The sequence below is a fragment of the Pontimicrobium sp. IMCC45349 genome, assembly GCF_047219225.1.
GTDB lineage: Bacteria > Bacteroidota > Bacteroidia > Flavobacteriales > Flavobacteriaceae > IMCC45349.
Genome location: NZ_CP178208.1, coordinates 2,337,341 through 2,361,699, shown reverse-complemented (window position 1 = coordinate 2,361,699; position 24,359 = coordinate 2,337,341). Strand labels below are relative to the sequence as shown.

The 24,359-nt window shown below is 31.5% G+C and carries 21 protein-coding genes; 13 read left to right on the top strand and 8 right to left on the bottom strand.

Annotated elements, in window-relative coordinates:
* Positions 1 to 68: 68 nt before the first annotated feature.
* The 3 genes from ACLII3_RS11065 to ACLII3_RS11055 form a co-directional block, all read right to left on the bottom strand.
* A complete protein-coding gene (locus ACLII3_RS11065; protein WP_412984297.1) occupies positions 69 to 1,166 on the bottom strand; it encodes a glycosyltransferase family 2 protein in 1,098 nt (365 codons plus the stop codon).
* A gap of 9 nt (positions 1,167 to 1,175) precedes the next feature.
* A complete protein-coding gene (gene recR, locus ACLII3_RS11060; protein WP_412984296.1) occupies positions 1,176 to 1,793 on the bottom strand; it encodes a recombination mediator RecR in 618 nt (205 codons plus the stop codon).
* An 89-nt stretch (positions 1,794 to 1,882) separates the two neighbouring features.
* Entirely contained in the window at positions 1,883 to 4,858 is a 2,976-nt protein-coding gene (locus ACLII3_RS11055) for a VPS10 domain-containing protein (protein ID WP_412984295.1), read from the bottom strand.
* 60 nt (positions 4,859 to 4,918) lie between these two features.
* On the opposite strand from ACLII3_RS11055, the gene ACLII3_RS11050 reads away from it, so the two are divergent.
* Positions 4,919 to 6,376: a sodium:solute symporter gene (locus ACLII3_RS11050; protein WP_412984294.1), complete on the top strand. Its 1,458-nt coding sequence runs from the start codon at positions 4,919 to 4,921 to the stop codon at positions 6,374 to 6,376.
* On the opposite strand, the gene ACLII3_RS11045 is transcribed toward ACLII3_RS11050, so the two are convergent.
* Positions 6,353 to 6,715 (bottom strand): CoA-binding protein, encoded by a 363-nt coding sequence (locus ACLII3_RS11045; RefSeq protein ID WP_412984293.1) that lies wholly within the window; start codon positions 6,713 to 6,715, stop codon positions 6,353 to 6,355. The genes ACLII3_RS11050 and ACLII3_RS11045 overlap by 24 nt on opposite strands.
* A 123-nt stretch (positions 6,716 to 6,838) precedes the next feature.
* Between ACLII3_RS11045 and ACLII3_RS11040 the strand changes: the two genes are divergently transcribed.
* On the top strand, positions 6,839 to 9,241 hold the full coding sequence (locus tag ACLII3_RS11040) for a TonB-dependent receptor domain-containing protein (protein WP_412984292.1): 2,403 nt from the start codon (positions 6,839 to 6,841) through the stop codon (positions 9,239 to 9,241).
* A gap of 265 nt (positions 9,242 to 9,506) precedes the next feature.
* On the opposite strand, the gene ACLII3_RS11035 is transcribed toward ACLII3_RS11040, so the two are convergent.
* Positions 9,507 to 10,511, bottom strand: coding sequence for a 3-oxoacyl-ACP synthase III family protein (locus ACLII3_RS11035; protein WP_412984291.1), 1,005 nt, complete (start codon positions 10,509 to 10,511; stop codon positions 9,507 to 9,509).
* 133 nt (positions 10,512 to 10,644) lie between these two features.
* Here ACLII3_RS11035 and htpG point away from each other — a divergent pair, with 133 nt between their 5' ends.
* A complete protein-coding gene (gene htpG / locus ACLII3_RS11030) occupies positions 10,645 to 12,531 on the top strand; it encodes a molecular chaperone HtpG (RefSeq protein WP_412984290.1) in 1,887 nt (628 codons plus the stop codon).
* A 301-nt stretch (positions 12,532 to 12,832) separates the two neighbouring features.
* On the top strand, positions 12,833 to 13,705 hold the full coding sequence (locus ACLII3_RS11025; protein ID WP_412984289.1) for a hypothetical protein: 873 nt from the start codon (positions 12,833 to 12,835) through the stop codon (positions 13,703 to 13,705).
* Here ACLII3_RS11025 and ACLII3_RS11020 read toward each other — a convergent pair.
* Complete coding sequence (locus ACLII3_RS11020) at positions 13,702 to 14,283, bottom strand: NUDIX hydrolase (RefSeq protein ID WP_412984288.1); 582 nt, start codon at positions 14,281 to 14,283, stop codon at positions 13,702 to 13,704. The genes ACLII3_RS11025 and ACLII3_RS11020 overlap by 4 nt on opposite strands.
* 60 nt (positions 14,284 to 14,343) lie before the next feature.
* On the opposite strand from ACLII3_RS11020, the gene pyrE reads away from it, so the two are divergent.
* Together pyrE and ACLII3_RS11010 are read left to right on the top strand one after the other, a co-directional pair.
* The gene (gene pyrE / locus ACLII3_RS11015) at positions 14,344 to 14,988 is read left to right on the top strand and encodes an orotate phosphoribosyltransferase (protein WP_412984287.1); all 645 of its coding nucleotides are present in this window, start codon (positions 14,344 to 14,346) and stop codon (positions 14,986 to 14,988) included.
* A gap of 24 nt (positions 14,989 to 15,012) precedes the next feature.
* On the top strand, positions 15,013 to 15,408 hold the full coding sequence (locus ACLII3_RS11010; protein WP_412984286.1) for an SRPBCC family protein: 396 nt from the start codon (positions 15,013 to 15,015) through the stop codon (positions 15,406 to 15,408).
* On the opposite strand, the gene ACLII3_RS11005 is transcribed toward ACLII3_RS11010, so the two are convergent.
* A complete protein-coding gene (locus ACLII3_RS11005) occupies positions 15,405 to 16,136 on the bottom strand; it encodes a biotin--[acetyl-CoA-carboxylase] ligase (protein ID WP_412984285.1) in 732 nt (243 codons plus the stop codon). The two genes, ACLII3_RS11010 and ACLII3_RS11005, sit on opposite strands and share 4 nt — an antisense overlap.
* Before the next feature lie 96 nt (positions 16,137 to 16,232).
* On the opposite strand from ACLII3_RS11005, the gene rsfS reads away from it, so the two are divergent.
* The 6 genes from rsfS to ACLII3_RS10975 all read left to right on the top strand — a co-directional run bounded on the left by rsfS (position 16,233) and on the right by ACLII3_RS10975 (position 21,016).
* Positions 16,233 to 16,604, top strand: a complete 372-nt coding sequence (gene rsfS / locus ACLII3_RS11000; RefSeq protein ID WP_412984284.1) for a ribosome silencing factor — start codon at positions 16,233 to 16,235, stop codon at positions 16,602 to 16,604.
* A 10-nt stretch (positions 16,605 to 16,614) separates the two neighbouring features.
* Positions 16,615 to 18,573: an ATP-dependent zinc metalloprotease FtsH gene (ftsH, locus tag ACLII3_RS10995; RefSeq protein ID WP_412984283.1), complete on the top strand. Its 1,959-nt coding sequence runs from the start codon at positions 16,615 to 16,617 to the stop codon at positions 18,571 to 18,573.
* 96 nt (positions 18,574 to 18,669) lie between these two features.
* Positions 18,670 to 19,278 carry an LUD domain-containing protein gene (locus tag ACLII3_RS10990; RefSeq protein WP_412984282.1) on the top strand — a complete coding sequence of 203 codons (609 nt, stop codon included), beginning with the start codon at positions 18,670 to 18,672 and terminating at the stop codon, positions 19,276 to 19,278.
* A 9-nt stretch (positions 19,279 to 19,287) separates the two neighbouring features.
* Positions 19,288 to 20,109 (top strand): phosphatidate cytidylyltransferase, encoded by an 822-nt coding sequence (locus ACLII3_RS10985; RefSeq protein ID WP_412984281.1) that lies wholly within the window; start codon positions 19,288 to 19,290, stop codon positions 20,107 to 20,109.
* Complete coding sequence (locus tag ACLII3_RS10980; RefSeq protein ID WP_412984280.1) at positions 20,099 to 20,749, top strand: phosphatidylserine decarboxylase family protein; 651 nt, start codon at positions 20,099 to 20,101, stop codon at positions 20,747 to 20,749. Before ACLII3_RS10985 ends, ACLII3_RS10980 begins: the two co-directional genes overlap by 11 nt.
* Positions 20,750 to 21,016 (top strand): acyl-CoA-binding protein, encoded by a 267-nt coding sequence (locus ACLII3_RS10975; RefSeq protein ID WP_412984279.1) that lies wholly within the window; start codon positions 20,750 to 20,752, stop codon positions 21,014 to 21,016.
* 65 nt (positions 21,017 to 21,081) lie between these two features.
* Here the strand turns inward: ACLII3_RS10975 and ACLII3_RS10970 are convergent, their stop codons facing one another.
* Complete coding sequence (locus ACLII3_RS10970) at positions 21,082 to 23,718, bottom strand: valine--tRNA ligase (protein WP_412984278.1); 2,637 nt, start codon at positions 23,716 to 23,718, stop codon at positions 21,082 to 21,084.
* A gap of 174 nt (positions 23,719 to 23,892) precedes the next feature.
* Here ACLII3_RS10970 and ACLII3_RS10965 point away from each other — a divergent pair, with 174 nt between their 5' ends.
* Complete coding sequence (locus ACLII3_RS10965; RefSeq protein WP_412984277.1) at positions 23,893 to 24,318, top strand: DUF1573 domain-containing protein; 426 nt, start codon at positions 23,893 to 23,895, stop codon at positions 24,316 to 24,318.
* The last annotated feature ends 41 nt before the right edge of the window (positions 24,319 to 24,359 follow it).

Sequence of the window (24,359 nt, the reverse complement as noted above, 5' to 3'; positions counted from 1 at the left end):
TTTTAATTTTCGATTGCAAAATTAATGAAAAATCATGTAATTTTTTGAATTTACACTAATAAATAACTTTAAAATAAAATCACCTCTCCTCTATTAATTGAGTCGTCACTACCAATAATAAACCTTGAGTTTTTTGGTAAAATCTTAAACGATAGTGTTTTATTAGTATTTAGGGTTTGTAAATATGCTATAATCTCTTTACAAGTAAGGTAATTTGCGTCAAAAATAATTTCTGAATTATCTTGAATACTTTCTACATCAGTAAATAATTCGACTTTTTTCTTTAAGTTTTGCAATAATTCTTGATTTAATTTTTCTGAAACTAATACATATTGACCTACAGTCTTATCATACTTTACTGGTGGTTTCCTTAGCAAGAAAGCTACTTTTACACCAAACCAAACCATTGTATCGAAAAATACATTCTTTTTAAAGTGTTTACTGTAAAATATTTGCATTGCACCATAAAAACGTCTAGCATAACTGCTATCTTTTAAAGTACTTTCTCCTTTGTAGTGTATAACAGTAGTGTCTCCGTAATAGTAATTTACATAACCCTTTTTAACAGCTTTATATGATATATCTATATCTTCACCATACATAAAATAATCCTCGTCGAAACCTTCAATATCATTATATACTGAACGTTTTAAGAGCATAAACGCACCAACGAGTATATCTACTTTAGCTATCTCATTTTTTGAAACCTGAACAGCATAATAATCGTTAGACTTTCCTAACATTTTTTTTAAGGCTGCTTTAACTATAGGGATATTTCGTTTACTTTCTGGTAAAAAGTTACCAATACCATCAATTAACTTACATCCAACAATTCCTAGGTTAGTTTTAGTATCTGCAAACTCAATAAGCTTCTCAAAAGTATCTTCAGAGACAACTGTATCTGGATTTAGAATACAAACATATTCTCCTTGAGCAACTTTAACTGCCTGATTGTTAGCCTTAGAAAAACCAACATTTTCAGTGTTTTGCATATATATAACATCAGGAAAATATTGTTTTACCATTTCCCTACTGCTATCTTTGGAATTATTATCAATGACTATTATTTCTGCATCAATATTTGAAATTGCTGCTTCTACGCTTTTTAGACATAACTCTAAAAAATAGCGTACATTATAGTTTAATATTACTACTGATAACTTCAAATACTTTTCTTAAGATTTTAAGGATATTTCAAACGGAATTCGGTTAACTATACTTCTACCAAGTGTCACTTCATCTGCATATTCTAACTCATCTCCAACAGCTATTCCTCTTGCAATGGTAGATGTTTTTACATTGTAATCTTTAATCTGCTTATAGATGTAAAAATTTGTAGTGTCACCTTCCATGGTTGAACTTAAAGCAAAAATCAACTCTTTTACTTTTCCTTCTTTAACTTTATTAACAAGCGATGCTATTTGTAAATCTTGAGGCCCTATACCATCCATAGGTGATATTTTACCTCCTAAAACATGGTACAACCCTTTAAAGCTTGCTGTACTTTCAATTGCCATAACATCTCTAATATCTTCTACTACACAAATGATTTCTTCATTTCTGTTTGTATTAGCGCATATTTCGCATAAATCTACATCGCTAATATTATGGCAACTTTTACAAAACTTAACTTCATTTCTCATTTGTGATAAAGCTAACGCTAAATGACTTGTTTGTTCCTTTGGCTGCTTTAATAAATGTAATACTAAACGCAACGCAGTACGTTTACCAATTCCTGGTAATTGCGCAACTTCGTTAACTGCATTTTGAAGTAATTTTGAGGAGAATTCCATATTTCACAAATTTACTCAAATAAAGCTATAATACTAAAAAACCCAACAATAATCATTGTTGGGTTAAGGTATTTATTAAATAAAAATGATTACTCTATAACTACTTTTTTAGTAATCACTCCATCTCTATTATTAATCCTCACAAAGTAAAGTCCTGACGATAAATGAGATACATCAATACTATAACTAGAATTGATATTTTGTTTCTTATCAGCATAAACTAATTTACCTAAAGCATCAAATAATCTAACATCTACATCTCCTGAGTTTTTCCATGAAATATTTATAACATTTGAAGCTGGATTTGGATATACTTGAATGCCTTCTAACTCAAAATCTTGAGTACTTAAAGTCGATGCATAGTTGCCTGTTCTCCAAACACCTCTACCATAAGTAGCAGCATATAATTTATCATCGGCAGTATTAAACTCAAATTCTCTTATTTCTACATTTGGTAAGTTGTTACTAAATGGTTGCCATTCTGAGAAAGTATTATCAATATAATATGCTCCATAATTCATACCAAGATATAAACCATCTTCACCATTATCTTCCCAAGCTAATGCCAAAGCACTAAAATCTGGTAAATTATGTAAATATGGTGTCCAAGAAACTCCAGAATTATCAGACACATAAACTTTTTGAGCACCTGTAGTTGCAATTGCTACTTTATTAGGATTAGTTGGATGTATAGCTATAGCATTAATATTTCCTGAAAAACCTGATAAAGCTGTCCAGTTTGTTAACCCTCCATTGGTTGTTCTATATAGACTACTACCTCTAGAAGCATACATAACATTATTATTTGAAGGAGCTATTTTTAATTCATTTAGATTACCTCCAAAGGTTTGAGAAATAGCAACCCACGAATTACCACTATTTGTAGATTTATAAACTTGATCAAAACCAGAGTAAATTGTATTAGACACTATTGGATCCTGCTCAAAAGGTGTTACCCAATTTCCAGATTTATTATCTGGTGAAGGCAATCCTGTTACAGTTATACCTCCATTTGTTGTTCTATACATTATACCATTATAAATAGTACCATACATTGTAAGATTTGAATCTTTATCAATAAATGTTTCCATACCATCTGCTCCTAACCAATCAGTCCAATTACCTAAAGCGTCCATTGCAGATGTTCCATTATCTTGAGAACCACCTGTTATTACCACAGGATCTGTTTGACTAATACCAAACTTATAAAACTGTCTAATACCTATTCCTGTAGTTAAATCTGTGTAAAAATCAGTTCCAACAATTGGCCTACTTGGTTGATTTGCTATAAAAATCCCTCCATCTGAACCCACATATAGCTTATCTCCTACATACTCAAGAATATCAACATCAGCATGACAATATCCAATATTTTGACTTGCAGCATTTCCAGGCACCCATTGTGATGTAATATTAAAGTTAACACCTCCATCCATAGACCTCCATGTTAATACACCAGCTATATGTACTTCATCAGCATTAGTTGGACTAACTGTAACATCCATATCTCTTGGTGCTTGACCACTATTATCATCTGCTGTTGAGCTATATCCAAAGTAATTATTACCTGTATGGTCTAACTCAACAAAAGACACTCCACTATCTGTAGATTTATATAAACCACCAAAAACTCCACCATCTGCTTCTAACACATAAACAACATCAGGATTATCTAAAGAAACTCCCATCATTTTTGGCCCATTACTAAATGGACTTATTGCAGATTCAAAACCTTCTTCAAAAATTACACCTAACGATGGGTCTTCAACCGAAACATCATCCAATGTTAACCCTCTACCATAATTAGAAGTACCCTCAAAGGCAATATAATAATCTGAACTTGGGTTTGGTAAGCTTAAAGTAATATCTGACCAAGTAGCTGACTCAGCAGTATAACTTGCAAGCTCTGTCCAAGTTCCTGTACTAGAACTTTTATATAAAACTCTTAAACTATCAATATCTCCAGCCCAATTTACATTAGAATATGAAAAATTTATTTCAGGTGCTGTTACACCACTTAAATCTAAAGTTTGAGTGACTAACCTTGTAATTGGCTGCGAAAAGTTGTTAATATAAAATATAGCCATTGAGTTACCTGTCCTAGGACCTACAGTTCCATTTTGGTTAGAATCTGTAGTAGTCCAACTAGTTTGTCCAGAAACGAACTCTTGATTCCATGACGGCAATGTATCTTCAGCTTCAAATGTTGTTCCACCATTAGTCGATTTAAAATACTGAGTTCCTGTTGCATATATAATATTTGTATCTCCAGGTTTAAATTCAATATCATAACCAGTACTAGCACTTGGATGAATTAAACTCCAGTTTGTACCAGAATCAGTTGACTTAAAAAGCCCTCCATTTGCAGCACTACAATACATTTTTGTAGTATTTGTAGGATCAATTAAAATCTTATTCACAACTCCACCACCAACATCTGCAAGAACATTCCATGTAGAACCAGAATCGGTTGATTTAAAAATTGTTCCTCCACTTGATCCCCAAAAATAAACTGAAGTGTCAGTTGGATCCATAGCCAATGCATACACTCTTAAACTAGGCATATTATCGGTTAAAACTGTCCAAGATGTTCCACCATCAAGTGTTTTCCACACACCGCCTGTTTCACCTCCAATAATAATATGATTACTATTAGCTGGATCTACAGCAATAGAAGTTACTCTACCAACACCAGGATTCCATCCACTTGTAGCATTCCAATCAACAGGTCCCATAGGCTCCCAGTTTCCTTGAGCAGAAGCTCTAGAAGTTTCAGAGTTTTGATTTAAGTAATTATTATAGTTTTCAAGCTCATTAAAATAGTACTGCGGAGATTTTAACATTCCGTTCTCATCCATATTTCTAAACGCTTGATATTCCCATCTTTTGTATGGTTTATATCCTTTTCCTCTGTCAGTACCTACAATTTCAAAATAGGCATCTGCTTCAGCTTTTATTTCAAAAACAGAATAAGTTCCAGCCTCAATCATCCTTTTATATTCTTGTGACCAAGACAAAGAAGACACCATAAGTAGGCTAAATAAAAAATAAACTTTTCTCATCATTTTTGCTTTTTTAGTATTAATTTGGTTTTCAAAAGTAACATTATTAATAAATAATAAAAAATGTCTCCACTAAATATCATAATATTAATATCTGCCTATTTTGTCGTATTAATGCTCATATCTTACTTTACAGGTAAAAATGATAGTAATAATGACTTTTTTAAAGCTGGAAAACAAAGCCCATGGTATCTAGTAGCCTTTGGAATGATTGGCGCTTCATTATCTGGTGTAACCTTTATTTCTGTTCCAGGATGGATAGAAGGTTCACAATTTAGTTACTTTCAAGTTGTTTTGGGTTATATGGTTGGGTATTTTGTTGTTGCATTTGTACTTATGCCTATTTATTACAAATTGAATGTCACCTCTATTTATGAGTATTTATTAGAAAGGTTTGGTTCTACCAGTCATAAAACTGGTGCTTTTTTCTTCTTTATATCAAGAGTGCTTGGTGCTGCTTTTAGGCTATTTTTAGTTGCCATTGTTCTACAACAATTTGTTTTTGATGCTTGGGAAGTACCTTTTGAAATTACTGTTATAATCTCTATTCTATTAATTTGGATTTACACTAATAAAGGAGGTATTAAAACCATTGTATGGACTGATACACTACAAACATTATTTATGATAATTGCAGTAATCTTATCTATATACTTTATTAACGATAGCCTTGGGTGGAGTTTTACTGATTTTTTAGCATCAAACGAACTAAAAGAATACAGTAAAGTATTTGTAACTGATAGTTTTTTAGAACGTAGTCATTATATCAAGTCATTTATTGGAGGTATGTTTATAACTATTTGTATGACTGGTTTAGACCAAGATATGATGCAAAAAAATCTTACTTGTAAAAGTTTAAAAGATGCTCAAAAAAACATGGTCTCTTTTAGTATTGTTTTAGTTGGAGTTACCTTTTTATTTATGTTATTAGGTGCATTACTCTTTATTTATGCTGAAAAACATAATATAGCAATCCCATTAATGGATGGAAAACCAAAAACTGATTTATTATTCCCAGAAATAGCTTTAAATAGTGGACTAGGAATTATATTAGCTATTACATTTATGCTAGGATTAATTGCAGCCGCATATAGTAGTGCAGACAGTGCACTTACATCATTAACTACTTCGTTTTGTATTGACTTTTTAGATGTAGAAAAAAAGCCTGAAGCAGAGCAAAAAAAGATTCGCAAAAAAACTCATATAGCGATGAGTGTTTTATTAGTAATAGTTATTATCCTATTTAAATATGTATTAAATAGCAACGTAATAGACAGTTTACTAACTGTTGCAGGTTACACTTATGGACCTCTATTAGGTCTATTTGCTTTTGGAATTTTTACAAAGCATCAAATTAAAGACAAATATGTTTGGATAGTTGCTTTATGCTCTGTAGTCTTAGTATATATAATTGGAAAAATTCCAGCTGAAAATATTGGAGGCTACGTTATAGGCTATGAACTTTTACCGTTAAACGGCTTATTTACTTTTATAGGCTTAATATTGATTCGTCGCAAGTAACACCAACGTACAAGCAACTTCAAATGTTATATTGTTTTCTTTAAGCATGCTGTAAAATTCTGGATTTTCAGTTCCTGGATTAAAAATAACTCTCCTTGGTTTTAAAGAGATAATATAACTGTAATATTCTTCTTGTCGTTTTGGGTTAAGATAAAGCGTTACTGTATCAATATTTTTATAATCCTTTAAATCTGTATCAATTTCAACTTTTTCTATAGCACCCTTTTTCATCCCATATGCCAAAACCTCTATCTCATTATCTAACAACCTATTAATAGCAATATTAGAATATCTTTCAGGTTTTAATGAAGCTCCAAAAACTAATGTCGTTTTATTCATTTGTTAAAGTGTTGTTAACTATTGTTAAAAAAAGTAACAGTACAGCAAAAACGTCGTCTGTTAGGTATAAAAGTAGAAAACTTAATTGTTTTCAATTTAAACTAATCAATCAAAATTAAATAAATGAGAAAATTAATCACTCTATGTGCTTTAGTATTACTTATCACTCAAAGTGCATTTGCAACAGAAACAAAGGCCTTCACAGAAGGAACTGTTGTAGGTACAGTCATTGACTCTGCCTTAGACGAACCCTTACCTTATGTTAATGTAATCGTTAAAAATGATAAAGGAGAAACAATAACAGGAGGTATCACTACAGAAGACGGTTCATTTAAAATAACCAAAATCCCTGAAGGTGCTTCCACAGTTACTATTCAATATATTGGATTTAAAACTGTAAACAAAGAAATTACTATTAGTCGTAAAACTGCTAGAATTAATCTGGGAGAAATTAGATTAGAAGAGGAAGCGTCGGCTTTAGATGAAGTTACAGTTGTAGCCGAAGTTTCAACTATTCAACAAAAAGTAGACAGAAAAGTAATTACAGTTGGTAGAGACCTTACTACTCAAGGTGCATCTGCTAGTGATATCATGAACAATTTACCATCTGTAAATGTTGATAGTCAAAGTGGTGACATTAGCTTAAGAGGTAATCAAAATGTTCGTGTACTTGTAGATGGAAAGCCTACAAACGTTCCTGCTGCTCAGTTACTAAAACAAATTCCTTCTACTTCAATTAAAAGTATTGAGTTAATTACAAACCCTTCGGCTAAATACAACCCAGAAGGTATGAGTGGAATTATAAATATTGTATTACACAAAAACACTCAAATTGGTTTCAATGGTAACATAAACCTTGGATTAAGTAAAGAAATAAATGCTAAGTTCAATAGTTCAATAGACATGAACTACAGAAACGGTAAATTTAATTTCTACGGAAACTACGGTAACAACATTGGAAAAAGTGACAACTATGGTAACATAGATCGTTTAGACGATAATTCACGACAAGAATTCGATTTTGGCAACAACAATAAATCTCATTTATATAAAATAGGAATTGACTATTATATTAATGACAAAAACACTTTTTCGATTTATACAAACCAAAATATATATGACGGAAAAGGCTATGGTACAACTGATATATATTACCCAGGAAACACACCAAGTTTCCACCAGCTTTTCAACAACACAAACGAAAACAACACATCTACGTATAACGCCACTTACAAGTTAGACTTTGCTAAAGAAGGACATAACATAAGTATTGAAGCAGATTACAGTACGTTTGATAGTGACGAAAGTGCTAATTTCAATTTCTCAGCAGGACCAAGTTACATAGACTTAGTTAACAACAAAAGAGATAATACTGTAATCAACCTTGATTATACAAATCCATTATCAGAAAAGGCTAAACTTGAATTAGGAGCTGAGTACAGATTAAATAATTCAGAAAACATTTACGATACAACTAGCGGTAACTTATTTGATTCTGACTACGAATACGAAAGAAGCATCTACTCTGTATATGCTACTTATGGAAAAACTTTAGAAAAATGGTCTTATCAAATTGGAGCAAGATTTGAGCAATATGAAGTACAAGCTGACTTTGCACAAGACACTCAGGAAGATGCTCAATTTAAAGATGATCAATTTAGTATTTACCCATCTGCTTTCGTAACATATAGTGCTTCAGATAAAAACTCATACCAATTAAGCTTTAGTCGTCGTGTTGACAGACCAGGTTTAGGACAAATCAACCCAATTAGAGAGTGGAGTACACCACGTATAACATCAGTAGGTAATCCTGAATTAAGACAACAGTTTACAAACTCAATTGAGTTTAACTACACTAGACAACTTAACAAAGGTAGTATTACTGCAGGTGTATTTTATAGAGCTATTGAAGATGAAATTAGCCGTTCTGTATCTGTTGACCCAGAAGATCCAACAGGAGACCGTTTAATCTTAAGTTTTGACAATTTTGACAATAACAAAGCTTATGGTGCAGAAATTTCTAGTAACTACAGACCTACAAAATGGTGGAGTTTAAATGCTAGTGCAGAAGCGTATTTTAACACTGTAAAGGGAGTGGTTGAAGATCAAACTGCTCCAGTACCTGGACCTCAAAATGTAGAGATAGACAACTCAACATTTAACTTCAGATTAAACAACAACTTTAATGTGACTAAAAAATTAAGCTTATCATTATTTGGAATGTATAATGGAGCAAGTGAAAGTCTTCAGTTTAACAGAAAACCTATGATTTTAGTTAATACTGGTTTACGTTATAGATTCTTAGATAACAAAGCAACATTTAGTTTTAGCTACAATGACATATTCAATACCATGAAGTTTGAATTTGACGGTGACAGACCTTATCCACAAATGGGAGAATTCAACTGGGAAAGTAACGCTTGGAGAATTGGTCTTTCATACAGATTTGGTGGAGGAAAATACAGAGCCTTAAGTAGAAAACGTCGTGATAACCGTGAAAAATCTGGTGGTGGCGGATTCATGTAAAATTAAGTTAATAACCTACATAAATAGTTGATGGTTAGTGTTAATGTTTGGTTATTAATACAAAAACCCGAAGAGTCACTGCTTCGGGTTTTTACTTTTAACAGTTAATGGTTAAATGTTAAAGTTGGTTAAATTTAAATACCTAACGTAATAAAATTAAAATTTACACGTCTTATTAGTATAGCATTTTTAGTAAATGTTAATGTTGGTTAATAGCTAAAAAACCCAAAACGTCTTTGTTTTGGGTTTTTTTATTATTTATAGTTTACCATTTAATTATTGCGCTTCCCCAAGTAAATCCGCTACCAAATGCAGCAAGCACTACATTATCGCCTTCTTTTATTTTACCTTCTTCCCAAGCCTCGGTAAGTGCTATAATAACTGAAGCTGCAGTAGTATTACCATACTTCATAATATTATTAAATACTTGATCATCTCCTAATCCAAATTTCTTTTGAATAAACTGCGCTATTCTAAGATTAGCTTGATGTGGAATTAACATATCAATATCATCTTTCTGCATACCATTTTTCATCAATCCTTCCATTATCACTTCACTAAAACGCACGACTGCATGTTTAAATACAAATGTTCCGTCCATATATGGAAAATAAGACAAGTCTTCTTCTTCAGATTCAAGAATTTGCGGTACCCAATGACGAATACTAGGTGATTCTACAATTAATTTTTCTGCATATTTTCCTTCACTATGTAAATGAGTAGACAACACACCTTTTGTAGTATCCTCTTCTCTAGACATAATACAAGCTCCTGCTCCATCACCAAATATTACTGTAACACCACGACCTCTAGTGGTTTTATCTAATCCATTTGAGTGATACTCTGCTCCTACTACTAAGATATTTTTATACATTCCAGTTTTAATAAACTGATCTGCAACAGATACAGCATATACAAACCCAGAACATTGATTTCTAATATCAATGGCTCCAACATTATTTAAACCTAATAATTCTTGTATTTGAACACCACATCCAGGGAAATAATAATCTGGTGTCATGGTTGCAAATACAATAAAGTCTATATCTTCTTTATTTATTCCTGAACGTTCTATTGCAATTTCAGAAGCCTTTGCTCCCATTATAGCCGAAGTATCTTCAGAACCATTCTCTATCCATCTACGTTCTTGAATCCCTGTTCTTTCTTGAATCCATGCATCGTTAGTATCCATCATTTTAGATAAATCATCATTTGTAACCACATTTTCTGGCACATATTTACCTAAGCCTATTATTTTCGAGTTGTACATACTATTTTTTTTATAAGAAATATAAAATTACAAAAATTAACCACAATAAATGTCAGTTTGTCACTTTTTAAGAAGTGGTATTTTTTTTGACTAAAGTCAATCAGTTAAAACAAATAAAATAAAACAACATATTATGTCAAAAGGAAATATTAATGTTTCGGTAGAAAATATCTTTCCATTAATCAAGAAGTTTCTTTATAGTGATCACGAAATATTTTTACGTGAGTTAATTAGTAACGCTACAGATGCTACTTTAAAACTAAAGCACCTAACAAATATTGGTGAAGCTAAAGTAGAGTATGGAAATCCGCAAATTGAAGTTAAGATTGATAAAAAAGGTAAAAAACTTCATATTATTGACCAAGGATTAGGAATGACTGCCGATGAAGTAAAAAAGTACATTAACGAGGTTGCTTTTTCTGGTGCTGAAGAATTCTTAGACAAATACAAAGACAAAGTTGAAGACGCTGGAATTATTGGGCATTTTGGCTTAGGTTTCTACTCTTCTTTTATGGTTGCAGACAAGGTTGAAATCATCACTAAATCGTTTAAAGACGAGCCAGCAGCTCATTGGACTTGTGATGGTAGTCCAGAATACACTTTAGAAGAAGCAGACAAAACAGACAGAGGAACAGAAATTATTTTACACATTTCTGAAGGTGAAGAAAGCTTTTTAGAAGATTCAAAAATTAGTGAGCTTTTAACTAAGTACAATAAATTTATGCCTATTCCAATTAAGTTTGGAATGCGTACTGAAACTTTACCAAAACCTGAAGACGCTAAAGAAGATGATCCTGCTCCTACACAAGAAGTAGATAACATTATAAACAACCCAAATCCAGCTTGGACAAAACAACCAGCTGAATTAGAAGAGGATGATTATAAAAACTTCTATCGTGAATTGTATCCAATGCAATTTGAGGAGCCTTTATTTAACATTCACTTAAATGTAGATTATCCTTTTAACTTAACAGGAATTTTATACTTCCCTAAAATGACTCAAGATATGAGCATGCAAAGGGATAAAATCCAGTTATACCAAAACCAAGTATTTGTTACCGATAATGTAGAAGGTATTGTACCAGAATTTTTAACAATGCTAAGAGGTGTTATTGATTCTCCAGACATTCCTTTAAATGTATCTCGTAGTTACTTACAAGCCGATGGTGCTGTAAAAAAGATTTCGTCGTACATTACTCGTAAAGTAGCCGATAAACTAAAGTCGTTATTCAACAATAACCGCGAGGATTTTGAGGCAAAATGGAACGATATCAAGATTGTTATTGAGTACGGAATGCTTTCGGAAGAAAAATTCTTTGAAAAAGCAGATGCTTTTGCATTATACCCAACTGTAGATGGTAAATACTACACTTACGAAGAGCTTTATAATAAAATTAAAGCAAAACAAACCGATAAGGATGACAAATTAGTAATCTTATACGCTTCAAATAAGGATGAGCAACATAGCTACATTGAAGCAGCTAAAGACAAAGGTTACGAAGTGTTATTATTGGATTCGCCAATTGTATCGCATTTAATTCAAAAGTTAGAAACAACAAAAGAAAACATTTCTTTTGCACGTGTGGATGCAGATCATATAGACAATATCATCAAAAAAGATGATACTAAAATCTCTAAATTATCTGACGAAGAAAAAACAACATTAGACGAACTACTTAAAGAAGTAATTCCTGCTGATAAATTCTCGGTACAGCTAGAGACTATGGATAGCAATGCTGCGCCATTTATGATTACACAACCAGAGTTTATGCGTCGTATGAAAGAGATGCAACAAACTGGTGGTGGCGGAATGAACATGTTTGGTAATATGCCAGAAATGTACAATCTAGTGGTTAATACTAACTCGGAATTAGTTGGTGAAATTTTAAACACAAAAACTAAGAAAAAACAAGAACGTTTAATTAACCAAAGTTTAGATTTAGCGCGCTTATCACAAGGCCTTTTAAAAGGGGAAGAGCTTACTAACTTTATTAAACGCAGTTACGATATGATTAAGTAAATACAACTTAATTACTAATAAAAAAAGCCACTTTAGTTAAAGTGGCTTTTTTTATGCCTTTAATATATTGAACAGGTTTAAAATACGTAGAAATACGTATTGATTTTTAAGCTCAAAAATGCTAACTTCGTTTAATGTATTTATATAAACCATTAAAACGTGTTTATATAAATACATTAAACGAACCTCAAAAAAACGAGCACAAACCGTATCATTAGGAATAGAACCTTCAAAAAATTACTTAAAAGCGTTACATTTCAAAATATTTATTTATCTATGCCATAGCTAACAGTAATTATAAATGTTTAGAGGCGTTTTCAATTCTTATAAAAAAAAGAAATCCTTTATTGAGATGATTCTTAAAGATCTCAATCATATTTTTTTGTATATAAGACAGTTTATAAACAACGGTTTTAAAACAAAGACACTCTTAGTGTATCCCGATTATCCTGGAAGTGGTACTACTATATACAAAATTGGAAAACATTTAAATTACAACATCACTAATAAACTTTGTAACAATCCAAAAGCTATCATTTTTTGGGAAGACAAAACATTTAAAGACCAATTTCATTCTCTAGAAAAGTACAATCAAAAACAAACTATTGTTAATTTTCACTCAAGAAATATTAGCAAAACATATGTTGATAACATATTTACTCAAGTATTTGGTTACTCTTCTAGCATTAACCCATTAACCTATACAGGCAAAATTGTTGCTAAAAGCGATATTAATGCAGCTCATGATGGTAAAATACTAGACACTCCTATTGCTACAACTCAAAAAAATACTGTGTACCAATTATTAATAGATAATAGCTTTGACGAAACATCTGTACTAGATATTAGAGTACCTATTGTTTTTACCACCTTAGATTTTGTTTATTTAAAATACAGACTAAAAAACGAACGCTTTAAAAACACAACCATTACAACAAAAATAGATGCAATAGCTCATATTTTTTCGAATGAAGAAATAAAACAAATCAACGATTTTGTTAAAAAAATAAGCTTAGACTATGGAGAGCTAGATGTTTTAAGAGACAACAAAACCAATAAAATTTATATCGTTGATGTAAACGATACACCTCATGGTCCTCCAGCTAACACTTCAAAAAGTGATAAAAAAATAGCGTTAAATAAAATAGCAGAGGCTTTTAAAAAGCTTACTTAAATAAGTTGTCTAATATTAGCGTAAGAATTATTTAAAGCCTTCTCAACCTGTTTTGCATCCAACCACTTTACTTTAGTAATACCTTCATTTTCTTGAGGAATTAATTTACCATTATAATTAGAATGCATTTCAAACCAATAAGTCACTTTTATTCTATGCCTACCATTACGTTTAAAAATATGGTACGTCATTTCTAAGGGTTTCGTAATTTTTAAACCAGAAATCCCTGTTTCTTCTTCTACTTCTCTAATAGCTGTTTTATCTATGGTTTCTTTACCTTCAGCTTTTCCTTTAGGCAAATCCCATTTATTGTTTCTAAAAATAAAAAGTACTTCGCCATTGTCATTAAACACCTTCCCTCCTCCTGCAACAACATTAGGTAAAAGTTTTAAAAACTTTTCAATTAAAACATCTTTATCAGAATCTATTAAATGAATAGCTTCAATATGACTTTCCTTAATCTCTCTAATTACTTTACCAATATTAACTGTATCGAGTAAGTAATTTTTAAAGTTGGTTTCTTTCTCAACCTTGGTAGTTAGTATAATAGGTTTATCACCTACAAATATTTTATACATTGTTAATTAAAAACAAGTTTTTACAGAGTAAAAATAGTATTTTTTAGTAATTTTGCGGCTATGATTTTTAATAAAAGTACAGCTAAAAAAACAGCCGAAGTTTTACTGCAAATCAATGCTATAAAACTAAGCCCTCAAGAACCATTTACTTGGGCTTCTGGTTGGAAATCTCCAATTTATTGTGATAACAGAATAGTGTTGTCTTTCCCTCCAATACGTAACTACGTTAGAGAGAAAATGGCAAAACATATTGAAAAACATTATGGCAAACCAGATGTAATTGCTGGAGTTGCTACAGGTGCTATTGGTATTGGTGCATTAGTTGCCGAATACTTAGGACTTCCGTTTGTATATGTACGTCCTGAACCTAAAAAACATGGTCGTCAAAATCAAATAGAAGGGTTTATTCAAAAAGGTCAAAATGTGGTCGTTGTTGAAGATTTAATAAGCACTGGAAAAAGTAGTTTAAATGCTGTTAAAGCTTTAAAAGCTGCCGAAGTTAACGTAAAAGGAATGGTTGCTATTTTTTCTTATGGTTTTGATGTTGCTAAAGATAATTTTGAAAACGATAATGTAACATTACATACCTTAAGTAATTACGAAAACTTATTAGAACAAGCTCTAGATACTAAGTATATTACTAGTAAAGAACTAGAAACTTTGTCACAATGGAATGCTAATCCTTCACAATGGAACGCAAATTGATATAAGCATTAATAAACAATACACATGAATTTAGAATCTCCAAAAATTAGTATCGACAAATCTGCTCAAGATGTTTTTGATTTCTTAGCTAACGTTGAAAATTTTGAAAAATTAATGCCTGAAAACATTAGCAAGTTTGAAGTTTTAGGTGAAGACAAATTTTTATTTGCACTTAAGGGTATGCCAGAAATAGTCCTTAAGAAAAAGGAAGCTATCGCTCCAAACAAAATTGTTTTAGGTGCTGCAGGAGGAAAATTAGATTTTGCTTTAGAAGGAAATATTACAGAAACTGCTGATAATAAAAGTGATGTACAATTATCTTTTAATGGCGATTTTAATCCAATGATGGCAATGATGATTAAAGGACCTATTACTAAGTTTATTGAAACTCTAGCTACTAGTATTCCTAACGCTATTTAATATAACAGTTGAATTTCTTTTAATTCAAACTCCTTAATAACCTCATCTTCTAGAAGTACAACTAGGTTACCGTTGGTATTTATTCCTTGAATAAAGCCTCCAAAAACTTGTCCTGATGTATCTCTAAAAGTTGAGGGTTTATTTTTTCTAAACAAAAGTGCTTCATAAGCTCTTTTAATAGATTGTCGTTTCCCTTTATTTAGTTGCTCAAAATACAACTTAAGGTTATTTACAATATGTACTAATAACTCGTCCAAATCAAAAACAGTTCCTGTTAGATTTTTTAATGAAGAGGCTTGTGGTAAATTTTCAAAATAGGTTTGATTTACATTTAACCCAACACCAATAATAGTACCTTCAATACTTGAGTTTTTTATGACATTCTCTATTAATATTCCACATATCTTCTTTTGCTCTGACAAAATGTCGTTAGGCCATTTTACTTGAAGCTTAGGAATATTAAACATTTGCAATGTCTTTACCAATGCTAAAGAAGCTATCATACTAATATAAAACTGCTCTTCAATTGCAATGCTTAAATGCTTTGTATACACACTAAACGTAAGGTTTTTGCCTTTTTCAGAATCCCAAAAAGTTCCCATTTGCCCACGACCACTTGTTTGGTGTTTTGTAACCACTACAGTATAATCATCCAATACCTTTTTAACGCTTATAGATTTTAAATAAGCGTTGGTAGAATCAATGGCATTAAGTTTGATTATATGCATAAAACTGAATATTTTTTAAATTATAATTTTATTAAGACTTTAAAAATACGTTTAGAGACAAAAAAATAATAAATTTGTACAAATTAAAACAATTTAATGACGAAAGAAAACACTAATGCTGACCAATTAATAACTGTAATATTAAATGGTATTGAAGATGTAAAGGGGCAAAACATTAATATTTTAGACTTAAGAGAAATAGAAAATACTGTTTGCGATTATTTTATTGTTTGCGAAGGTACTTCAAACACACAAGTAAACGCCATTGTAAACTCCGTACAAAAAAAAGTAAGTAAAGAAACTAAAGACAAACCTTGGCATATCGAAGGTAGTGATAATGCAGAATGGGTTTTAATGGATTATGTAAATGTAGTTGTTCATGTGTTTCAAAAGCATATTAGAGAATACTACGACATTGAAAGTCTTTGGGGAGATGCTAAAACAACCGAAATAAAAACAAGCTATTAAATCTCAATTCATGCCAGAAAACAAAAAACCAAATAATACAAAAAAACCTAAATTTAGTCCTTATTGGATATATGGATTGATTTTAGCTTTGTTCTTAACCTTCAACCTTTTCTCTGGTGGAATGGGTTCTTCTACTGGAAGCTCATCTACTCCTGCTCAATTTTTTAATTACTTAAAAGATGGAGATGTTGAAAAAGTTGAAATTGTAAACCAAAGAGAAGCAAAAGTTTACTTAACTGAAGAAGCAGCTAAAAAAGATGTTCATAAAAAGTCTGTTAAACCTCAACTATTACCAATAGCAGGAAAATCACCAAACTATCAATTTGAATTTGGAGACATACAGTTATTCCAAAAAGATTTAAAAGATACTATTGACAACAACGGCTTGTCAACAGAAATAAACTATAAAACCGAAACAAATGCTTGGGGAGAATTATTACTTTCTTTATTACCATTTGTTTTAATTATTGGTGTTTGGATTTTCATTATGAGACGTATGTCTGGTGGTGCTGGTGGTGGTGCTGGTGGACAGATTTTTAATATCGGAAAATCTAAAGCAAAACTTTTTGATCAAAATACTTTGGTAAAAACATCATTTAAAGATGTGGCTGGTTTAGAAGGCGCTAAAGAAGAGGTTCAGGAAATTGTAGATTTCCTTAAAAACCCAGAAAAATATACGTCTTTAGGAGGTAAAATACCTAAAGGTGCATTACTTGTAGGACCTCCAGGAACAGGAAAAACTTTATTAGCAAAAGCTGTTGCTGGTGAAGCTAAAGTGCCTTTCTTCTCTTTATCTGGATCAGATTTCGTAGAGATGTTTGTTGGAGTTGGTGCATCTAGAGTACGTGACTTATTTAAACAAGCTAAAGAAAAATCACCTTCAATCATTTTTATTGATGAAATTGATGCCATTGGTAGAGCTAGAGGTAAAAACGCAATGTCTGGAAGTAATGACGAGCGTGAAAATACGCTTAACCAGTTACTAACCGAAATGGATGGTTTTGGTACAAATACAAACGTTATTGTATTAGCCGCAACCAACAGAGCAGATATATTAGATAAAGCCTTAATGCGTGCTGGACGTTTTGACAGACAAATATTTGTTGACCTTCCAGATGTACGTGAACGTAAAGAAATATTTGAAGTTCATTTAAAGCCATTAAAGAAAGCTCAGGATTTAGACACAGACTTTTTATCTAAACAAACTCCAGGATTCTCTGGTGCAGATATTGCTAATGTTTGTAACGAAGCAGCACTAATTGCAGCTAGAAACGGGAAAAAATCTGTTGAAAAACAGGATTTCTTAGATGCTGTAGATAGAATTGTTGGTGGTTTAGAAAAGAAAAACAAAATTATAACTCCAGAAGAAAAGAAAGCAGTTGCTTACCATGAAGCTGGACACGCTACAGTAAGTTGGATGTTAGAACATGCTGCACCACTTATTAAAGTAACGATTGTGCCTAGAGGAAGATCTTTAGGAGCTGCTTGGTATTTACCTGAAGAGCGCTTAATTGTTCGACCAGAACAAATGCTTGACGAAATGTGTGCTGCCTTAGGTGGTCGTGCTGCAGAAAAGGTAATTTTCGATAAAATATCTACAGGTGCTTTAAGCGACTTAGAAAAAGTAACGAAGCAAGCTAGAGCCATGGTAACAGTTTACGGTTTAAGCGATAAAGTTGGAAACCTAACTTATTATGACTCTTCTGGTCAAAACGAATATGGTTTCTCTAAACCATATAGTGAACAAACTGCCGAATTAATTGACAACGAGATATCTGATATAATTGAGAAACAATATCAAAGAGCAATTGATTTACTAGAAAAGCACAAAGACAAACTAATTGAGTTAGCCGAAGTGCTACTGGAAGATGAAGTTATCTTTAAGGATAATCTTGAAAAGATTTTTGGAAAACGTCCTTTTGAAAAAGATAATACAATCGAGATTGAAGCTTCTCAAGAGGAAGAATAAATTTCTTACAAAAAACTAAATTTAACTTATAGTTAAATTTAGTTTTTTTATATTTGATAAAATCTAGGACATCCTGGTTAATAGCGCGTAATCTAAATGAGTCTATTTCGAAAAATCTTTGGCCCAAAGTCTAAAGACTCTCAAGAGCATGTCAAATCTGACGAGCGTAGTAAATACATGCCTGAAGTTGAGTTGCCTGTAGACGAAAGATTCACCATAAACTTTAAAGCAAATGGTGGTAAGTTTTTGTATTGTGAAAACCAAGATGAAGTAAACCAGTATTTTAGTCATATCATTAAAGAAAATAACTGGGAAAACAAACAAGTATTATTATTTGACGATAGGCTAGCTGAAAAATTTAATTCATTTGAATTAAAAACTACCAAAAAAAGCTCTGAAGGCGATTTCTTCTTCTCTACCTGCGAGTATTTAATTGCTAATGATGGTTCTTTGCTTATATCTTCAAATCAAATAGCTGAAAAAAAATTAAAAGATTTACCAGCCAACTTTGTGATTTTTGCAACTACAAGTCAATTTGTTGAAACAATTAGTGAAGGTCTACATGGTATTAAAGACAAGAATAAAAGTAGAATACCTTCTAACATCACTACCATTAAGCACTTTAAAGCGAGTGATGAAAATGACTTCTTAAGTTATGGAAGTAGTTCAAAAAACTTATATTTGCTGTTGTTAGAAGACTTATAAACCAACACAGTGAAAGAACTAGCCATTAGAGCATTATCAGGAGCCTTATTTGTAGCGCTACTTTTAACTTCATTATTATCACAGCATGCAACCATAGCATTATTTTTTGTGTTTGGATTAATCTGTTTAGCAGAGTTTAACAAGCTTCTTAAACTAAAGGGTATAATATCATATATCATTTTTATCGTTTTATACTTAGCTTTTGCTTATTGGCAACTAATACTTGATGCTAATCAAGGTTTTTATGAAGCTAGCCAAATATTCCATGTACTAACAATATTTGTGCTATTGTTTTTAATAAAAGATTTATTTTCAGAAAAGACAATCCCTTTATTAATTACTAAACGCTATATAAACACAACATTTTATTTATCTAGTGGATTTATATTTATAATACTAATAGCTAACTATTTCGAAGAATTTAATCCAAGTATATTATTAGGTGCATTTATTCTTGTTTGGGTGAACGATTCATTTGCTTATTTGGTTGGTAAAAACTTCGGCAAACAAAAATTGTTCCCAAGTATTTCTCCTAAAAAAACAGTTGAAGGTTTTTTAGGAGGCTTATTATTCGCCACTATTAGCAGTTATTTTATAGCTAAATACACTGAAGTATTAAACTTTACTAGCTGGTTAATTTTAGCAATTATAGTAAGTGTATTTGGTACAATTGGAGATTTAATAGAATCAAAATATAAACGTCAAGCTGGAGCAAAAGACAGTGGCTCTATTATGCCAGGTCATGGAGGTTTACTTGATAGATTAGACAGCATTATATTTGCTGCACCTTTTATTTATTTATTTTTAAGACTTTTAAAGTATGTTTCATAAAGAAGGACAAAAAATCATTTTAACTACTCTTGTAATTGTAGTAGCGTTATTTTTATTATTAGACAACCTAGTAAGCATACCTTGGTTACTTAAACTAATACAAATCACACTTTTAGTACTCCTAATTTTAGTACTTCAGTTTTTTAGAAACCCTAAACGTCATACAAAACAAAATGACGAACATGTTATTTCTCCTGTAGATGGTAAAGTAGTAGTTATTGAAGAAGTTTTTGAAAAAGAATACTTTAATGAAAAACGATTACAAGTAAGTGTATTTATGTCTCCTATAAATGTACACGTAACACGCTATCCTATTAGTGGAAAAGTACTTTTTAGCAAATACCATCCAGGGAAATATTTAGTTGCATGGCATCCTAAGGCTAGCGAAGAAAATGAACGTACAACTATAGTTGTTGAAAACAAAACTTATGGTAAAGTACTATATAGACAAATTGCTGGTGCATTAGCAAAACGTATTGTTAATTATGCTAAAGAAGAAGATAATGCTACACAAGGTGCTGATGCTGGTTTTATTAAATTTGGGTCTAGAGTAGATTTATTTTTACCTTTAGATACTAAAATTAAAGTTGAGTTAAATCAAAAAGTTCGTGGAGGCGAAAGTATAATTGCTGAATTATAGATGACTTCTGAAGAGTTAGACATAGAATTTAGAGATGCTGTAAGTAGAATAAATGCTCATACAGAACCTTTTCCTGCAGATGTACTTCTAAAATTATATGCTTATTACAAAAAAGCTACTAACGATTATGGACGCCCAAAAAGTAGAGAAGCTTTGATAAATGCGTTTAAAACAAATGCATTATTTCAAGCGCAAGACATTACTCAAGATGAAGCCAAAAGAAAATACATAGAACTGGTAAATAACTATTTTTTATATAGAAAATAAACATCAAAAAAAAGCCTAGTTATTGAACTAGGCTTTTCTTTATTTAAAAACTTTATCTTTTACAATTATTGTAATGTAGCTAAACTTGCTTTAATAGTTTCAATTTTAGCTACTGTATCAGATTCCTTTTTACGCTCTAAAGTAATCACTTGCTCAGGTGCATTATTTACAAAACGCTCATTTGATAATTTCTTTTGAATTCCTGTTAAGAACCCTTCAGCACGTTTTAATTCTTTTGTTAACTTTTCAATCTCCTCCTCTACATTGATACTATCTAAAGAGATTGGCACAAAATATTCATTAGACTTTACTCTAAATGAAGCACCATCAACTTTTTCTTCTACATAATTAATTTCTGTAGCGTTAACTAATTTCTTAATTACAACATCAAAATCTTTAGTGTAAGATTCATTGTTCATTACAAAAAGTTCAATTCCTTCTTTAAAAGCAATATTCTTTTCTTTTCTAATGGTTCTTACACCCGAAACAATTTTAGTGGCAAATTCAAAATCGTTAATCAACTTTTCATCAGAAGTTCCAATTTCTGGATACTTAGAAATAATTAAAGCTTCTTCTTTTGTTCGCTCTCCTAAAGATTGCCAAATTTCCTCAGTAATGAAAGGCATAAATGGATGTAAAATCTTTAAGTTGTCTTCAAATATTGAAATAACTTCGTTAAATGTTTTAGCATCTATAGGTTGCTGATATCCTGGTTTTACAATTTCTAATAACCATCCACAGAAATCATCATAGATAAGTTTATACATAGACATAATAACATCAGATAAACGATATTTACTATAATGATCTTCAATTTCAGTTAATACTTTATTGAATTTAGATTTATACCAATCAATAGCAATTTTACTAGAAACAGGTTGTTCTATAGCTTCAGAAACTGTCCAAAGTTGCGTTAAGTTAAAAGCACTCCATATTTTATTACCAAGTCCTTTTCCTTGTTGACACAAGGCTTCATCAAATAACAAATCATTTCCAGCTGCCGAACTTAATAATAGCCCAACACGAACACCATCTGCACTGTAATCTTCTATTAATTTTAAAGCGTCTGGAGAATTCCCTAAAGATTTACTCATCTTACGACGCTGCTTATCTCGCACTAATCCTGTTAAATATACATTTTCAAAAGGACGTTGATCTTTATACTCATAACCAGCAATAATCATACGTGCTACCCAGAAAAATAAAATATCTGGACCAGTTACTAAATCGTTAGTTGGGTAATAATATTTAATCTCCTCATTCTCTGGATTACGAATACCATCAAATACACTCATTGGCCATAACCAAGATGAGAACCATGTATCTAAAGCATCAGGATCTTGACGTAAATCTTCTGCTTTTAAGTCTGTATTTTGAGTTTTCTCTTGAGCTAATTGTAATGCAGCTTCTCTAGTTTCAGCCACTACAAAATCCTCTTTTCCCTCTCCATAATAATACGCTGGAATTTGTTGTCCCCACCATAACTGACGCGAAATATTCCAATCTCTAATGTTAGACATCCAATGACGATATGTATTCTCAAATTTTCTTGGGAATAACTTCACATCTCTATCTTCACCAAACACAGCTTCCATTGCTGGCTTAACCAACACTTCCATTTTTAAGAACCACTGATCTGATAATCTTGGTTCAATAACTGCTTTGGTACGTTCAGATGTTCCTACTTTATTAGTATGCTGCTCAACTTTTACTAAATAGCCTTTGTCTTCAAGTTCTTTAGAAATTTCTTTTCTAGCAACAAAACGATCTTTACCTTCATAATGCAATCCAAAAGAATTTAAAGTAGCATCTTCATTAAAGATATCTATAACTTCAAGCTTATGCTTATCTCCTAATACCTTATCATTTTCATCATGTGCAGGTGTAACTTTAAGACATCCTGTTCCAAATTCCACATCTACATATTCATCTTCTATAATTGGAATCTCACGATTACATAATGGCACGATAACCCGCTTTCCTTTTAAATGGCTATAACGCTCATCATTTGGATTAATACATACGGCTGTATCTCCAAGAATAGTTTCGGGACGTGTCGTTGCAATGGTTACTTTCTCGTCAGAATCTACAATATCATACTGTAAATAATATAAGTTTCCTTGACGCTCTTCATAGATTACTTCCTCATCAGACAAAGTTGTTTTTGCTTCAGGATCCCAATTTACCATACGATAACCACGATAAATCATACCCTTATTATAAAGGTCAACAAAAACCTTAATTACCGCTTCACTCATATCATCATCCATCGTGAACTTTGTACGTTCCCAATCACATGAAGCTCCAAGTTTTTTTAATTGCTCTAGAATTATACCTCCATATTGATCTTTCCAATCAAAAGCGTGTTTCAAAAACTCTTCACGAGTTAAGTCGCTTTTCTTTATACCTTGCTCTTTTAACTTCGCTACAACCTTAGCTTCTGTTGCAATAGAAGCATGATCTGTTCCAGGAATCCAACATGCATTCTTTCCTTGTAAACGCGCACGACGAATCAATACATCTTGAATAGTATTATTCAACATGTGACCCATATGTAACACACCTGTGACGTTTGGTGGTGGAATTACAATTGTATATGGCTCTCTTTCGTCTGGTATAGAATGAAAATAATTGTTTTTCATCCAGTAATCATACCATTTGCTTTCTACTGTACTAGCATCATATTGTGATGGATTCGACATACTTTGGAATAGTTTTTGAATGTTAATGTGCAAAAGTACTTATATTTTGTATTCTGTAAAATTATAATGTACAATTAAAACCGCATACTGTACAATTGTAAGTGCATTATGTCCATTATTTTTGCAGAATGCATAAAAAGTGAGTAAGTTTACGTTGAATTTAAAAACATAGTGATGAAAAAGTTATTTACAATTTTATTTATAGGATTAATCAGTTTTGCAGTTAATGCTCAAGAAAAAGTTGCAAAAATTGAGTTTGAATCTGAAACTATTGATTATGGCACTATAGAAAAAGGTGCTAATGGAGTTAGAGTATTTAAATTTAAAAATACAGGTAATGCTCCGTTAATAATATCTAAAGTAAAATCTAGTTGTGGATGTACTGTTCCTAAAAAGCCAAAAGGTCCAATTATGCCTGGAGAAACTGGAGAAATTGAAGTTAAGTATGACACAAAACGTGTAATGCCTATTAGAAAAACAATTACTGTTACATCTAATGCTGACAGACCAACTGTAGCACTTAAGATTAAAGGAACAGTTGTAGACTCTAGTAAAACTAGTGTGCTAAACAAAAAAGAAAAAAGTGTTATTGAGCAATAAATAACACATCAATCTTATAAATAAAAAAGACACCTTAAGGT

What these genes read in the sequence shown, in the direction of transcription:
- recR (WP_412984296.1), bottom strand. Translation starts at nt 1,793, where the DNA reads ATGGAATTCTCCTCAAAATTACTTCAAAATGCAGTTAACGAAGTTGCG.
- ACLII3_RS11055 (WP_412984295.1), bottom strand. Translation starts at nt 4,858, where the DNA reads ATGATGAGAAAAGTTTATTTTTTATTTAGCCTACTTATGGTGTCTTCT.
- ACLII3_RS11050 (WP_412984294.1), top strand. Translation starts at nt 4,919, where the DNA reads ATGTCTCCACTAAATATCATAATATTAATATCTGCCTATTTTGTCGTA.
- ACLII3_RS11045 (WP_412984293.1), bottom strand. Translation starts at nt 6,715, where the DNA reads ATGAATAAAACGACATTAGTTTTTGGAGCTTCATTAAAACCTGAAAGA.
- ACLII3_RS11040 (WP_412984292.1), top strand. Translation starts at nt 6,839, where the DNA reads ATGAGAAAATTAATCACTCTATGTGCTTTAGTATTACTTATCACTCAA.
- ACLII3_RS11035 (WP_412984291.1), bottom strand. Translation starts at nt 10,511, where the DNA reads ATGTACAACTCGAAAATAATAGGCTTAGGTAAATATGTGCCAGAAAAT.
- htpG (WP_412984290.1), top strand. Translation starts at nt 10,645, where the DNA reads ATGTCAAAAGGAAATATTAATGTTTCGGTAGAAAATATCTTTCCATTA.
- ACLII3_RS11025 (WP_412984289.1), top strand. Translation starts at nt 12,833, where the DNA reads ATGTTTAGAGGCGTTTTCAATTCTTATAAAAAAAAGAAATCCTTTATT.
- ACLII3_RS11020 (WP_412984288.1), bottom strand. Translation starts at nt 14,283, where the DNA reads ATGTATAAAATATTTGTAGGTGATAAACCTATTATACTAACTACCAAG.
- pyrE (WP_412984287.1), top strand. Translation starts at nt 14,344, where the DNA reads ATGATTTTTAATAAAAGTACAGCTAAAAAAACAGCCGAAGTTTTACTG.
- ACLII3_RS11010 (WP_412984286.1), top strand. Translation starts at nt 15,013, where the DNA reads ATGAATTTAGAATCTCCAAAAATTAGTATCGACAAATCTGCTCAAGAT.
- ACLII3_RS11005 (WP_412984285.1), bottom strand. Translation starts at nt 16,136, where the DNA reads ATGCATATAATCAAACTTAATGCCATTGATTCTACCAACGCTTATTTA.
- rsfS (WP_412984284.1), top strand. Translation starts at nt 16,233, where the DNA reads ATGACGAAAGAAAACACTAATGCTGACCAATTAATAACTGTAATATTA.
- ftsH (WP_412984283.1), top strand. Translation starts at nt 16,615, where the DNA reads ATGCCAGAAAACAAAAAACCAAATAATACAAAAAAACCTAAATTTAGT.
- ACLII3_RS10990 (WP_412984282.1), top strand. Translation starts at nt 18,670, where the DNA reads ATGAGTCTATTTCGAAAAATCTTTGGCCCAAAGTCTAAAGACTCTCAA.
- ACLII3_RS10980 (WP_412984280.1), top strand. Translation starts at nt 20,099, where the DNA reads ATGTTTCATAAAGAAGGACAAAAAATCATTTTAACTACTCTTGTAATT.
- ACLII3_RS10975 (WP_412984279.1), top strand. Translation starts at nt 20,750, where the DNA reads ATGACTTCTGAAGAGTTAGACATAGAATTTAGAGATGCTGTAAGTAGA.
- ACLII3_RS10970 (WP_412984278.1), bottom strand. Translation starts at nt 23,718, where the DNA reads ATGTCGAATCCATCACAATATGATGCTAGTACAGTAGAAAGCAAATGG.
- ACLII3_RS10965 (WP_412984277.1), top strand. Translation starts at nt 23,893, where the DNA reads ATGAAAAAGTTATTTACAATTTTATTTATAGGATTAATCAGTTTTGCA.